Raw genomic sequence first — 14,635 nt, 5'->3', positions numbered from 1 at the left:
AAAGGTAAAAAAATATACATATTAGATATAATATCAGTTATATAAATCATATAACAAGGACGATATTTTATAGTAAACTTTTTTTATGAAAGAAACTATGTTACATCCGTATTTCCCATATAAAGAACCGTTAAAGATGGATGATATTATCTGCTCATCTATACAAATATTGCAAGCACTTAAACCATGGTTAACGGAACAAAGAGCGAATCGTATTGAGCAGGTAATTGAAGGAAGAACATATACAATCACCCCTGTTTTAGATGGTTTATATGATATAGGAAATATAAATGCTGTATTGCGGACGTCAGAGGCATTGGGCTTTCAGTCTGTCCATGTTATAGAAACCAGTGTTAGATACCGTGAAGCAAATCGTGTCGCTCAAGGTGCAGAAAAATGGCTTGATATTTTCCGATGGAAAAATACCACAGACTGCATCTCTTACCTAAAAAATCGAAAATACAAAATATACACAACTACGTTTGACTCTGCAAGACCTATTCAGGAAATTGATTTTTTAGAACCAACTGCAATTGTATTCGGGAATGAACATCAAGGTGTCTCAAAAGAAATTATTAACGAGGCTGATGAACGGGTTTTTATCCCTATGTATGGTTTTACACAAAGTTTTAATATTTCTGTTGCAGCTGCGATTACTCTTTATCATGCCTTTTCAATGAGAACTACTAAACTAAAAGCAAATGGCGACCTCTATGAAAACGAAAAACAAATACTGAAAGCCATTTTTTATTTTAAGTCACTTCCTAATGCAAAACATATTTTAACTCATGAATTAAAAAGACAAAATAAAAAAGAACCTATAAATGATGTTGAATAATATGCATATAAATAGGATAAACTATAAATCTAAACCATTATTAATCAGTTTTTAAGGAGGAATAAAAATGTGCCGTAATTTCACGAAACTATTCAGTATTACAACTGTCATAGCATCATTGTTCTTTCTTACCAGTTGTGGTGGACAACAACAAACTTCTCCTACCACACCACCTTCTACACAACAGAAATCGCCGACCTCTACCCAAAAGATAAAAGTGGCTTTTATCACAAATAATGCGTCGGATTTCTGGAAGATAGCCGAGGCAGGAACGAAAAAAGCGGCACAAGATTTTGGTGTAGATGTTATTTTTCGCATCCCTTCAGCAGGAACTGCAGAACAACAACAGCAGATATTGCAAGATCTAATTACATTAGGTGTTGCTGGCATTGCAATAAGTCCAAAAGACCCCGAAAATCAAACAGAAATGTTAAACGAGGCGGCTAAAAAAACCAATCTTATTACACAAGATAGTGATGCCCCTAACAGTTTAAGAAAATGCTACATCGGAACAAATAATTTCGACGCAGGAGTTGAAGCAGGTAAATTAATTCAGGCTTGTACTCCACCAGGCTCTAAAATAATTGTCTGTGTCGGGACGTTAGATGCACAAAATGCACGAGACCGTTTAGACGGCTTAAAAAAGCAAATCGAATCAACAGGACACCAAATAATTGATGTGCGTACAGACGAGACAGACCGTGCCAAAGCCATAGCCAATGTTCAGGATGCATTAGTCCGTTATCCAGATGTGGCATGTTTCGTCGGCTTGTGGAGTTATAATGGACCCGCAATCTTGAATGGTGTTCGTGACTCAGGAAAATTAGGGCAGGTAAAGATTGTATGCTTTGATGAAGAAGATGAAACATTACAAGGCGTGAAAGATGGACATATTTACGGAACAGTAGTACAAAGACCCTTCGAGTTTGGATATCAATCCGTCAAAGTCTTAAAAGAACTTGCGGAAGGAAACACAACCAGCATCCCTGAAAACAAACAAATTTTTATCCCTACATTATCAGTTACACGTGAAAATGTAGATACGTTCTGGTCTGAACTAAAACAGATATTAGGGAAATCTTAATAATTTCCAAAAGGTAACCTATAATGCGGAAAACACTCGGTTTAATTGGATTAATTATTGTATTATGCATATTAGCCTATTCATGGGAATGGTTACATTGGTATCAACATGGAAGAGCATTAGGATTACCCTTTTCAAGTAATTTCTTATCCTTAACAAACTTCAAAAACTTACTTCCATGGATTGGCTTGTTCGGGATTTTGGCTTTGGCTCAATCCGTAGTAATTATTACAGGGGGTATTGACCTTTCCTTAGGCAGTGTAGTATGTCTAATTTCTGTTATCGCCTGCATATTAATTAATAAAGGAGAAGGATGGTCACCATTTTTAGTATTTCCATTGGCAATTTGCATCTCCGCATTAATCGGCGTGTGGCATGGAGTTCTCATTTCCTATTTTAATATTCAGCCTTTCGTAGTAACGTTATGCGGTTTATTTGCATATCGAAGTTTTGCCCGATTTTTTGCCAAGGATACAACCCAAGGGTTTGGAAATGCATTATCAAACTGGAAATGGTTAGGCAAAGGTAGTCTTTTAGACTGGTTCCCTTCCTTACAGCCAACTGGTGGGTCACCACCATCGACCATCGCTCTCTTATTAGACTTAGTTGCAGCACCTTTAGTCATCATGATTATTTTCGCCATTATTGTAGGCATATTCCTTCATTTATCACCTATGGGCAGACACTTATTCGCATTAGGTGCCAACGAAGAGTCCGCCCGTTTTAGTGGAATCCAAACCAATCGACTTAAACTTATGGCTTATGTTATTTGTAGCCTTATCGCTGGAATTGGAGGCATTTTATTTGCATTTAAAGTAAATTCCGTCCAGCCATCTGATTTTGGTAGTTTTTATGAATTATACGCAGTAGCAGGAGCAGTATTAGGTGGATGCAGTTTACGAGGCGGTACTGGAAACGTCCCCGGAGTTATTTTAGGAATTGCTTTGATTATGGTTCTGAGAAATCTGGTAAACATTTTAGGCATTCGGAGTGAGTTAGAATATGTCGTTATTGGTGGAGCCATTCTTGCCGGCGTGTGTGCCGATGAGTTTTTCTTGCGACGTTCACAAAAAAGACGTGCCCTTGAAGCCCAAAGAGAGACCAAATAAATGATAGAAAGCCAATTTGTATATCGAGGTTTATTAAAAGGGATAAAAGAAATCCCAAGCCAAAAAGAAAGAGATGAACGCAAACACATTACTTTTTATGCAGATGACTTAGCAAAGTGGTCATCAGAAGATGACCCAGCAGAACGAGAATGGCAAGGGATACACTGCGAAAAAAGAGTTGAGAACATAGATGGAGAGAAAATACTTAATTTTACAGGCGACTTTACACACACATCCAGACTCAATCTGATGAAAGATATGCAAACTCCGAGTTTCTGGGTGCCACTAACGACCCGAAGCCGTAATGTCCCTCATTTCCCTATCTCCCATAAAGAATACCCGATTATAGAAATAACCTATCGTGTACAATATGGCAAATCTATCCCTGCTTGGACATGGCACTATATAACAGGTCAATTTTTTGAGTTTCTAAATATAGAGCCAAAATGGACAACTGTTGCTCGTGCATGGGCTTACAAAGACTTCCCAAGTAAAATGGAACATCTTGCAATACGGTTATATTCATTTACTACTACAAAGGAGACTCTTTATATCCACAGTATACGATTTCGTTCTGCAACCGATGAGGAAAACAAAATCCTTAAAAATATAGATGTTTCAAAATATGTTTCAGAAAAACCTATCTCCTATCCGATATTAGACAATATCTTTCCTGTTGGGACATATATTAATGCTAATACTGCAAGGAATATGTCTCACCTTTTGAGAACCGACTTGGCAACTTATTTGGATTTGTTATTTGAAGACATATCCCTTCATCATCATAATGTCGTAATCATTGAAAATTTTTATGAATTTCTCCCTGGCGACCAGGATGTTCTTTTTGATATATCGAAAAAATACGGAATAAAGGTTATAATTCCCTTAGAAGAAGAAACAACTCAATTAGATACTCCTAAAGCATCTGTTTTATTTAAAGAAAAAGAACAAACGATTAAACGAAATGCAACTCGCGAAAATCTCTTCGGTTGGATTATTAAAGAAAATCCTACAGACAGCGAATTAGAAGGGTATGTCCAGATAAAGAAAAAAATAGAACAAATAGACACAAACCATCCTGTTATCTACCTTACCAGAGAAGCAAATGCTTTCCCCTTATATGCATCTTTATCATCAGTGAGTGGGCTAAGCCATTGGAAGTCAAGAAACCCATGGGAATTAGGACAGGTATTACGGACACATGTACAATTCATCAAGAATGGACATTTATGGGCAATAGGTCCAACATTTATATTTGGTTCAGGTGCTCCCGAATGGAATTCAGCACCAGAAATCCGTTTAATGATAAACCTTGCCATTTCCAGCGGGGCACATGGTTGGATTACATACTCCTACCATAATATGCCCTTATGGGTAGGCAGTGAATGCCAACGTTCATTGACAGGTCCTTTCTTAACATTTAGTGATGTATGGCAAGAATTAGGAAGCCGATTAGGCCGATTCTTTGTACTTGCTCCATTAGTAATGCTGGCAAAACCATCTAAACCACCTGATTTTGTCCCAAGTATACAGGTCCGTAAACACCAACGTTCACGCTGTCCAGACAGTATAAATGTAATAACGACTTCATGGCTAAAAGGTGATAATTATTGGCTACTATATATCGTTAATCAGGATTCTTCAGAAGTTACGGGGGTAAATGTAACCTTACCCAAATCATTACCAGATAATTATCGTGTTTACGATGCTACACAATTTGTAAGAACTTATCAATGGGAAGAACTTCCATCCTCTTTTCATCGGGAAATGTTCCCAGGACAAGGTCAAATCCTATTAATTGCGACCCCAGAAGAATGCCAATATTGGGGTGATGTTATCCTAAAAAGAATTTTTGAACATATTGAACGGCAAATTAATATTGACCTCAATTTACTACGACCATTCCAACCAACTATTGACAAGTTAGAAGAAAAAATTAATAATCTAAAAGAAAAACAATCAATACAGAACTTACTTAAATTGATAGAAATAAGGAATCAAATAACAGACACAATATATGCGACAGAAGATATTTCTTTAGTTCGTGGAAAATTGTTCGAGGCTGGCTCAATTTTATGTGCTTGTGATGGCGTTATGTGCCGTCTACTTATTGAAGGCAAAAAATCTATAGTAGAAAAATATAGAGATGAAGTTATTAAATATGCAGGTGACCTTATTCAATACCGACTTAGCATCCGAGAAGGTAAAGGGAAACAATACTTAACATCTATTAATAATCTATCAGAGCGATTATTCACTATTTTATCTGAATTACGACAGAATATAAGCACCTAAACTACTAATATCAATTTTTTCATTTCTCCGAAATATCTGACCTGTCTGACATATCCGACTCTTCTAACATTTCCAATTCATTCCCCTCTATCTTTCCATTGATTTTCCAATTCGATGAAAAGCAGGTGCTAATGCAGTATAGGCAGATTTATATTCTTGATACCAAAATTCATATTCATCTGCTTTTGTGCGGTCAGGTTCAACCCGCTCTATTTCTTTAATTATGCTGGAACATGCCTCTGTTAGTGAAGAGAACATCCCTGCAGAAATACTCGCTAATAAACCCGCTCCAAATGCAGGACCTTCATCAACATTAATTACCACCATAGGTACTTTACATACATCTGCCATAATCTGTCTCCATAATGTACTTCTTGCCCCTCCACCAGATATACGAACCTCGTTAATAGGTATCCCCATCCCTTTCATAATCTCAACACTGTCTCGCATCCCAAAAGCAACCCCTTCTAATACCGCTTTAGCCATTTCAGCTTTCCCATGCATTAAAGATAAACCAATAAATGCACCTCTTGCGTATGGGTCTTTATGTGGCGTTCGTTCCCCCGTAAGGTAAGGAAGGAACAAAAGACCGTTAGCACCTATTGGTACTTTTTCCGCAGATTGAGTTATATAAACATAAGGGTCAATTCCTGTCTCTTTTGATTTTGTTATCTCTTCCTGACATAATTTGTTTCGAAACCATTGCAATGAACCACCTGCACTAAGCATTACACCCATGACATGCCAAGCCCCAGGTACAGAATGGCAAAATGTGTGAACTCGTCCTTGTGGGTCTGTGTGAACGCTTTCTGAGAATGCGAAAACAACGCCACTTGTGCCTAACGAAGCGGAAACAATTCCAGATTGAACAACACCGCAACCTACACCACCTGCCGCTTGGTCTCCCCCTCCTGCAACGACAACTGTATTAGGTGGCAAACGAAGCTGTTCGGCGACAGAGGACTTAATAACCCCTGTTACTTCAGGTCCTTCATAAACTTTGGGTAACCACTCTATAGGAATTTCAAGCTTGTTTAGTAACTCCTGATGCCAACACCGTTGATTTACATTAAAAAGCAAAGTCCCGGACGCATCCGCAACATCGGAAGCAAACTCACCTGTAAGCTCATAGCGAATATAATCTTTAGGCAAAAGTACATGTTTGACTTTTTTATACACGTCTGGTTCTTCATTTCGTAACCATAAAATTTTTGGTGCTGTAAAACCTGTCAAAGCAGGATTAGAAACCATTCGAAGAAGTTCTGTTTCTCCAACAATCTCATTAATTTTGTCACATTGTTTTGCTGTTCGTTGGTCACACCATAAAATAGCAGGATATAAAACATCACCTCTCTCATCTAAAAAAACAGAACCATGCATTTGTCCCGTTAAACCAATAGACCGCACTTCCATACTATTAATGCTCTGGCATATTTCTGAAAGACCATCAAATACAGCCTTTTTCCAATCCAGTGGGTTCTGTTCCGCCCAACCAGGTTTCGGACTTTTTAAGTCATAATTTTTGGTAACAGACGCAACAACGGTTCCTTTTTCATTAATGGCTACAATTTTAGTGCCACTTGTGCCGACATCGATACCAATTACAAAACTCATCGTTCACTTCCCTCTATGTTAATTTTTAATGTGAAATTTGTATTTATAATAAAAGAAAAATCGTTTAAGTGCAAAATGATTTTTATCATATTCGTTTTAAGGATGTAATTAGCTTCCATGTCGTTTGTTCCCATGAATACTCAACAACTCTTAATCGTCCTAATCGTATTCGTTCTGCTCTTTCTTCTTTTGGCAGATTTATGACCCGATGGAGTACAGCACTAAGCGAAGCGGTACTCTCCGCATGATAATAAAAAGGCAACTCCCCACAACGTTCCTCAATAGCAGGTATCATAGGAGTAATAACACAGGTTCCAGATTGCATTGCCTCGATAGGTCGAAGTGCACTCCCATCATGAATAGCAGGATAAACAAAGGCGGTAGCATGCTGGAAAAGCCCCGCTAAGGTTTGGTCCGGACACTCTTCAATTCGGAATATATCATCTCCCCATGTTTCCGGTTCTTTTGGATGGCGTTTACCTATAAACACGATGGTGTGCGGATACTCTTTACAAAAATGATGAATAACTTCCAATGTCTCTTCCAAATGATTTATAGTAGCATCATCAATAGCAGAAATAATGTACGGAGGTGATATTAAGGGAGATGAAGGTTGTGAAAGTATCGATTCAACGCCAGCCGATAACGTTATAATTTTATTAAGGGGAACTTTCCAAACATCTAAACAACTCCGCCGTGCATATTCTGTGGCTGTAAACCAAAGAGGACTTTCATAAAATATCCGTTTTATATCTCGCTTCTTAAAAAAATCATCTCTCAAAAAACCATGATACCAGTTTTCCATCTGAATGATTAAAGGAATACAAGGAACTGATGTAATCAAATGGGCTGTCTCTAACGGCGTAATTACAACGTCTATTTTGTATTGCCTCAATAATGAACCTAATACCGAACTGCGAAGTGAAAGTGTTGAAAGAAAGTTTCCACGTTTAGCTTCTTCTGTTATAACATGCCAGCCTGCCCACCGTTCACCACTTGTCGGTGTATTTTTAAATACAAAAAATTCAGTAGTTTCTTGCAAATTAACAGCATGAACAAGACATTTATAAATAAAACGGGAAAAGAGGTCATCCGGCTCATACTCATCTGAAGCAAACAAGTTAATTCCTACTCTCATGATTCCCTCTTATATTCATAAATAATTTATGCCTTTTCACCTTGTGCCCATCTCTGCAATACAGATGACACCTCAGGCCGAGTAAATTCCTCAGGCAATGTTTCACCATTCTTTAACATCTCCCTAACCTTCGTTCCACTTAAAACAACATGCTTTGTGTTATCGTGTGGACATGTTTTGATAGATGCCATATTACCACATGCCCGACAATAAAAAGAATGGTCAAAAAATAGAGGCGTGATTTTTAATTCATTTGGCTCAAATTTATCGAATATTTTTTGAGCATCATACGTCCCATAATAATTCCCTACGCCAGCATGGTCTCTACCTACAATAAAATGCGTACAACCATAATTTTTCCTAACAATAGCATGCATAATTGCTTCCTTAGGACCGGCATATCTCATATTCACTGGCATAATACTTAGTAACACATGTTCCTTGGGATAATAATTATCAATCAGAGCTTTATAGCATTCCATACGGATACTCCCCGGTATATCATCACTTTTGGTTGTCCCCATCAATGGATGGATTAGTAACCCATCACAAATTTCTAACGCACATTTTGTAAGATATTCATGAGCTCTGTGAATTGGATTACGCGTTTGAAAAGCAACAATTCGATTCCAACCTTTCTGTTCAAAATAATGTCGCGTTGCCTCTGGAGGCAAATTGTATTCTTCAAATTCTATAACTTTCTTTTCAAAAACCTCTACCCGACCCGATATAAAAACATCCCCTAATCCATAAGTTCTCTTTACACCAGGATGTTTATCATCAAGAGTACCATATACTTTTTCTGCAAGGTATTTTTTATCAATACAGAATTTATCTCTAACTGTGATAATTCCAATCAGTTGCTCTTCTGTATCATATAAAGCTACGTTTTCTCCTATTTCTATTTCCTCTGCTTTTTTTGAAGACACATCCAACAAAATAGGGATAGTCCATGGAATCCCCGGTCGTAAATGCATCGTCTCTAAACAAGATAATGTTTCCTCTTCACACATAAAACCTTCTAAAGGACTAAATATCCCTTTTGCTATACAGTCCAAATCAAATGATAAATATTCGTCTAATTGAATTGATTTTAATCTCTTTGCTTCTTCACGTTTAACATTTCTTTCCACTATAGAAACAAAACGATTAACTAATACTCCACCATGAGGCTCTATTGCCATTGATTATGAATCCTTATTAAAAAATGTTCTTCAGAAACATTACACGCACATGTAATAAATTATACTTTAGAAAGTAAAACAATTTCGAAAAAGGGTATATGCAAAAATCTTGGTAGACAAACTTAAATTATAAAACTACCAAAATAAGTAGTTTATATAACCAAATTAATTTTCTGAAATTTAAAATAAAAAAACCGCCGATTCTTTTGAATCGGCGGCTAGGGTATGTTTTTACCCTCTGCACGACCCTCTTTGGGGAGCGATGGATAAAGGGAAAGAGAGATGAGAGATTTGGTTTGTTTTGGAAGCGGTAATTAAGGGAGGGTATAATTTGGAAATGATATAAAGGGTAAGCGAGCATGAGAAGAATATATTAGGATTATGAAGACAATAGAGCCCACAGAGGAGCAAGCCGCAGCCCTTGTTAAATTTTTTGCTTTGACTGTGGGCTCTTAAAATATACTCTCACTCCTTCCTCAGGAGTACCTACTTTCTTATTCAATTGTTGTACTTATTATGTAGCAATACTTATGCCAAAACTATTTATTGACTTATCTCATTGATTTGTAGCAATTTTATGTAATTTTTCATTTCCAAAAAATGGAAATAGAACCCGATTTTCCCAAATTGGGAACAATATTTTTCCCAAATTGGGAAAGTTGAATTCTGTTTTATTTTGTTGTATGCTATTATATAAGAAAGGGAAAGTTATGTCTTATAAAAAGGAAGAAAATCAGAAATTTATTATTACCGCTCGCTCCGGTTATGTCAAAGGTGGGGCATGGATAGTTCCAGAGGATACCCCTTTAACCATTGGTAGAGACCCAGTTTGTTCCATCGTTATTGAAGACCCTCTCATATCTCGGCATCATTGTCAGATATTTATTTCGGGCTCAGAGTTAATAGTACGCGACCTCGGAAGCAGTAATTCAACATTTGTTAACGGGCATCCTGTCAAAGAAAAGGTGCTTAAGCCCGGAGATGATATTGGCGTTGGAAGCATCATTTTTTCAGTAGGCACAATAATTCATAAAGTTGGTGAAGAGTCAGATGAAACAAAGAAGTTAAGAGCGACCCGACCATTGAAAATAGGTTCCCCTGTCTTTATTGAAGGCTCTCCGCAAAGTCTATTTGAATCAGGAAACCCACGAACTGCGGAAGAACTTGTCGGTTTATTCTCATTAGCAAGAACATTGAGTCAACTGTATAAAGTTGAGGATATTGTCAATTATGTTCTGAAAACAATCAAAGAACGGTTTAGTCCAGATTTCCTATGCCTCGTGCAATTTTTAAATGACCCTCTCCAATTTTCAGTGTATCCCATAGAAGCAACACAGGTCGTTTCAGGGACACCAACCTTGCTCCAGTTGCTATCACAGATAAGAGAATCTCCCCGCGGAGTGCTCTATCCAGAAAGATTTTTTAGAAATGGCGAAACAGTGGTTCGCAACACGGTAATTGCACCCATCGCATTAGGCAAAGAAATTATAGGTGCCTTTGTTATCAGTGCAGATACGCCTCATCGGTTTTATGAGGAGGCAGACCTTGAATACTTACTGGCAATGGCTCATACGTTAGCTCCTTATATTCGTGCCGCTGAACGGATGCAACAGTTAGAATGGGAAAATCAACAATTAATTGCAGGGGGACTTAATTTTGACCCCCTTATAGGAAATAGCAAAGCAATACAAAAGGTTCGTGCTCTTGCACGTGATTGTGCTCGGTCAGACCTCTGTGTTTTAATCCTTGGCGAAACAGGCACAGGTAAGGAACTCGTTGCAAGATTAATACATAACCTTTCTCATCGTGCCCAGAAAAAACTGGTTGTTGTTAACTGTGCGGCTATTCCTGACGAGTTGTTTGAAAGTGAACTCTTTGGTCATGAAAAAGGAGCTTTTACAGGGGCACACACAACAAAAATAGGATTAATGGAAGAAGCAGATAATGGAACCCTGTTTTTAGATGAAATCGGAGACCTTAGCCTTTCTCATCAAGCTCGACTCCTTCGAGCAATTGAAACAGGAACTTTCAGAAGGGTCGGTGGAAATACTGATATTCATGTTAATGTCCGTGTCCTATGTGCCACGAATAAAGACCTACCCGCAGAAGTTAATGCGGGCAGATTTCGAAGAGACCTATTCCACCGACTAAATGCCTTCGTTATTACTATACCACCCCTTCGTGAACGACGCGACGATATACCAATTCTCGCCGATTATTTCTTACAGCAAGTGAGACGAAGATTTCCTGTGCGACCCAAACAGTTCTCTCCCCAAGCATTAAAATGGTTGGACAGCCAACCTTGGTATGGTAACGTCCGTGAATTACGAAACCTAATCGAACGCTCCGCTGTCGTAGCACGAGCAGACATAATTCAGCCTCAAGACCTTGCCACAGAATTAAAAGAATACACCACGGAAAAATTTCTTACACTTGAAGAAATGGAAAAAGAGCATATTATAAAAGCATTACAACGATGTCAAGGAAATGTTGTTTCTTCCGCTGAATTACTCGGAATTGGCAAAAGTACCCTTTACAGGAAAATAGCAGAATACCAAATAAATCCTTCCGCATATATAAATGGCAAATAATCATATAGCCCGATAAACATTAATTGTCATAATCTTAATCCATAAAATATTTGAACAAAAATGTTTTAATAACAATACCATTAGTATCACAGAATAGCTTAGCACAAACGACTTATTTGTGAGACTGAACTAATAAAAAGTTTTACATCATCAAAAAAACAATACTTATAAAGGATTTCGATGAGGGTGATATAATCTCTTCATAAAATCGTTGGGAGCTGACGTTTTTCTCTTTTTCAATATTCTTAGTTTTATATAGTGAAAATTGCCTTAAATTATATAAAGCATATACTCATAACCTTTTAATATTTTATAAAACATACTTTATTTTTGAATTGTAATATATAGACCTATTCAATTAGAGAAGATTGTTTTTATCTCTAAAAATAATCCTGAGCACTTAATATAACATCCTAAACCAACGTTTCTTAAATGCCAATATGTTATCATTACTTCTAATAAAATGTTAATTAATTGACATTGTCAAATAATTAACTAATATAAAAACAATTAAAATATTATAAAAAAATGCTTTTTTCACTTAAAAATATTGACTTTTCTGGCAAAGTTAGTATAAAATTATATTAAAAAATAAAAAAATTAGGTTATAGGAATAAAAATAGTTGGTTTTGAATTTAAATAATGAAATTATTTTAAGGAAGGAGTTAGTATATGAAAAACAAACTATCATTTAATCTTCATTCAAAATCTATTGCTAAGTCAGTGTTATTTGTTATTCTTGTATCATTCATGGTGGCTTTTCATGGTTGGTCTGCAACTACTATAAGCACTATAGAGGAATTGCAAAGCATAGGCAATTCACCTCTATATCCCCTCAATGGTGAATATGAATTAACACAGGATATTGATGCGTCTGATACCGTTAACTGGAATGGTGGACAAGGTTTTTTGCCCATTGGTTCATTAGCAACGCCATTTACAGGCAGGCTTGACGGTAAAGGATATAAGATCATTAATTTGTATATTAACCGCCCCTTAACTGATTATGTTGGTTTATTAAATAATGTTTCATCAACTGGGATAATAACAAATGTAGTTTTTGAAGATAGTTCTATTACAGGAAGAAATAATGTAGGTATAATTGCAGGTAGAAACAGTGGAACCATAGAGAAATGTAATACCCAAGGTGGGTCAGTTGTAGCATCGGAAAATACAGGCGCCCTTGTCGGTTATAATATTGGAAACATACGAAGAAGTTATTCCAACACAACATCCGTAACAGGAACAAACTTTGTAGGTGGTTTAGTTGGCCGTAATGAAAGCATTGTTGAACAATGTTATTCTATGGGTAGCGTTGTTGGAAATAATAGTGTTGGAGGTTTAGTAGGAGGAAGTGTAGCCAAACGGGCTTCAATTAGCAGATGTTATTCATACAGTTCAGTTTTAGGTTATGTCTCAAATATTGGAGGTTTAGTTGGCTCCTTTACGTTAAATGGAAAGATACGATATTCGTATTCAACAGGCTCTGTTGCTGGTGCCTCAAATACAGGAGGATTAATTGGCTATCGTTCTGCAGGATTAGTTCAGTCAAGTTATTGGAATACTGAGACCTCCGGATGGACAACCTCTGCAGGTGGTACGGGCAAAACAACAGCACAAATGAAACAACAGAATACATATAAAGGCTGGCAATTTGGAACTGTTTGGGGAATTGTGGAAAATGTAACATATCCCTATTTCTTGTGGCAATATACTGTGCCTGATGTCGTCGGTTTAACTATAGATGACGCAACTATAATATTAAACAATAACAGTTTTATATTAGGCTCAGTGAGTGAAATATGTAGTTCACTTTTTCCTGCAGGAACAATAGTAGGTCAAGATCCACTCGCAGGAACACAATCGCCTCCAGGTAGTCCAGTAAACGTCACTATTTCCACAGGACCGTGTCCCGGCGGAGTTGTACCTTATGTTATAGGTTTATTCTTAACAAATGCAGAAACAGAAATCATTTCAGCAGGACTTACTGTCGGAAATATCAACTATCAATGTGATAATATTGTTCCAGCAGATAGAGTTATAAGCCAAAACCCACAAGCCGGTTTGGAGGTTCCCTTAGAAAGCCCGGTTGACTTAATAGTATCAACAGGACCTTGTCTAGTTATTGTCCCAAATGTAACAGGTAAATTCTTGGATGATGCAGATGATACGTTGGTTAGTGCCGGATTATATACAGGAAATATTCAACAGCAATGTAGTAATACTGTTCCTGCGGGTAAAATTATCAGCCAAAACCCATCAGCTGGTACTGAAGTTCCATACGGCAGTTCTGTTGATTTAATTGTTTCTGATGGTCCATGTAATGTTACAGTCCCTAATGTTGTAGGCAAAACCTTAAATGATGCGACAATTGATTTAACCAATGTGGGATTAAATGTAGGAGTAGTTCAATATATATGTGATGACGTAGTTCCTGCTGATAATGTTATAAGTCAGAGTCCTTTGGCTGGTCAACAGATTCCATACGGCAGTTCTGTAAACCTCGTAGTTTCTTCCGGTCCATGTCCAGAAGGTGAGGGCGTTATTGAAGGGGAAGGGATAGTCGAAGGAGAAGGAATAGTTGAAGGGGAAGGCGTTATTGAAGGGGAAGGGATAGTCGAAGGAGAAGGAATAGTTGAAGGAGAAGGTGTTATTGAAGGGGAAGGTGCAGTCGAAGGAGAAGGAATAGTTGAAGGAGAAGGTGTTATTGAAGGGGAAGGTGCAGTCGAAGGAGAAGGAACACCGGATATAACTACAGTGCCATACGTAGTAGGGGAAGAAA

The 14,635-nt window shown here is 37.3% G+C and carries 9 protein-coding genes; 6 read left to right on the top strand and 3 right to left on the bottom strand.

Going from position 1 to position 14,635, the window contains the following annotated elements:
• Nucleotides 1-85: 85 nt before the first annotated feature.
• The 4 genes from PLJ10_10675 (at nucleotide 86) to PLJ10_10660 (ending at nucleotide 5,326) form a co-directional block, all read left to right on the top strand.
• Nucleotides 86-838, top strand: a complete 753-nt coding sequence (locus PLJ10_10675) for an RNA methyltransferase (protein HOK10112.1) — start codon at nucleotides 86-88, stop codon at nucleotides 836-838.
• 67 nt (nucleotides 839-905) lie between these two features.
• Nucleotides 906-1,922 carry a sugar-binding protein gene (locus PLJ10_10670; GenBank protein ID HOK10111.1) on the top strand — a complete coding sequence of 339 codons (1,017 nt, stop codon included), beginning with the start codon at nucleotides 906-908 and terminating at the stop codon, nucleotides 1,920-1,922.
• A gap of 23 nt (nucleotides 1,923-1,945) precedes the next feature.
• Complete coding sequence (locus tag PLJ10_10665) at nucleotides 1,946-3,031, top strand: ABC transporter permease (protein ID HOK10110.1); 1,086 nt, start codon at nucleotides 1,946-1,948, stop codon at nucleotides 3,029-3,031.
• Complete coding sequence (locus PLJ10_10660; protein ID HOK10109.1) at nucleotides 3,032-5,326, top strand: hypothetical protein; 2,295 nt, start codon at nucleotides 3,032-3,034, stop codon at nucleotides 5,324-5,326.
• An 87-nt stretch (nucleotides 5,327-5,413) separates the two neighbouring features.
• Here PLJ10_10660 and xylB read toward each other — a convergent pair whose 3' ends face one another.
• The 3 genes from xylB to sat all read right to left on the bottom strand — a co-directional run bounded on the left by xylB (nucleotide 5,414) and on the right by sat (nucleotide 9,262).
• Nucleotides 5,414-6,940, bottom strand: coding sequence for a xylulokinase (gene xylB, locus PLJ10_10655; GenBank protein HOK10108.1), 1,527 nt, complete (start codon nucleotides 6,938-6,940; stop codon nucleotides 5,414-5,416).
• Nucleotides 6,941-7,025: 85 nt separating this feature from the next.
• Nucleotides 7,026-8,078 (bottom strand): hypothetical protein, encoded by a 1,053-nt coding sequence (locus tag PLJ10_10650; protein HOK10107.1) that lies wholly within the window; start codon nucleotides 8,076-8,078, stop codon nucleotides 7,026-7,028.
• 26 nt (nucleotides 8,079-8,104) lie between these two features.
• Nucleotides 8,105-9,262, bottom strand: a complete 1,158-nt coding sequence (sat, locus tag PLJ10_10645; GenBank protein HOK10106.1) for a sulfate adenylyltransferase — start codon at nucleotides 9,260-9,262, stop codon at nucleotides 8,105-8,107.
• A gap of 710 nt (nucleotides 9,263-9,972) precedes the next feature.
• Here sat and PLJ10_10640 point away from each other — a divergent pair.
• Nucleotides 9,973-11,853: a sigma 54-interacting transcriptional regulator gene (locus PLJ10_10640; protein ID HOK10105.1), complete on the top strand. Its 1,881-nt coding sequence runs from the start codon at nucleotides 9,973-9,975 to the stop codon at nucleotides 11,851-11,853.
• Nucleotides 11,854-12,525: 672 nt separating this feature from the next.
• Nucleotides 12,526-14,635: PASTA domain-containing protein (locus tag PLJ10_10635; protein HOK10104.1), on the top strand; the 2,110-nt coding region annotated here is incomplete at its 3' end.

The organism is Candidatus Hydrogenedens sp., assembly GCA_035361075.1.
Classification (GTDB): domain Bacteria; phylum Hydrogenedentota; class Hydrogenedentia; order Hydrogenedentales; family Hydrogenedentaceae; genus Hydrogenedens.
Note: the sequence above shows the minus strand (reverse complement) of the source record. Positions and strands in the feature narration are given on the sequence as shown.

Excerpts from the sequence above, each read along its gene's own strand:
- PLJ10_10675 (HOK10112.1), top strand. The coding sequence starts at position 86 with ATGAAAGAAACTATGTTACATCCGTATTTCCCATATAAAGAACCGTTA.
- PLJ10_10670 (HOK10111.1), top strand. The coding sequence starts at position 906 with ATGTGCCGTAATTTCACGAAACTATTCAGTATTACAACTGTCATAGCA.
- PLJ10_10665 (HOK10110.1), top strand. The coding sequence starts at position 1,946 with ATGCGGAAAACACTCGGTTTAATTGGATTAATTATTGTATTATGCATA.
- PLJ10_10660 (HOK10109.1), top strand. The coding sequence starts at position 3,032 with ATGATAGAAAGCCAATTTGTATATCGAGGTTTATTAAAAGGGATAAAA.
- xylB (HOK10108.1), bottom strand. The coding sequence starts at position 6,940 with ATGAGTTTTGTAATTGGTATCGATGTCGGCACAAGTGGCACTAAAATT.
- PLJ10_10650 (HOK10107.1), bottom strand. The coding sequence starts at position 8,078 with ATGAGAGTAGGAATTAACTTGTTTGCTTCAGATGAGTATGAGCCGGAT.
- sat (HOK10106.1), bottom strand. The coding sequence starts at position 9,262 with ATGGCAATAGAGCCTCATGGTGGAGTATTAGTTAATCGTTTTGTTTCT.
- PLJ10_10640 (HOK10105.1), top strand. The coding sequence starts at position 9,973 with ATGTCTTATAAAAAGGAAGAAAATCAGAAATTTATTATTACCGCTCGC.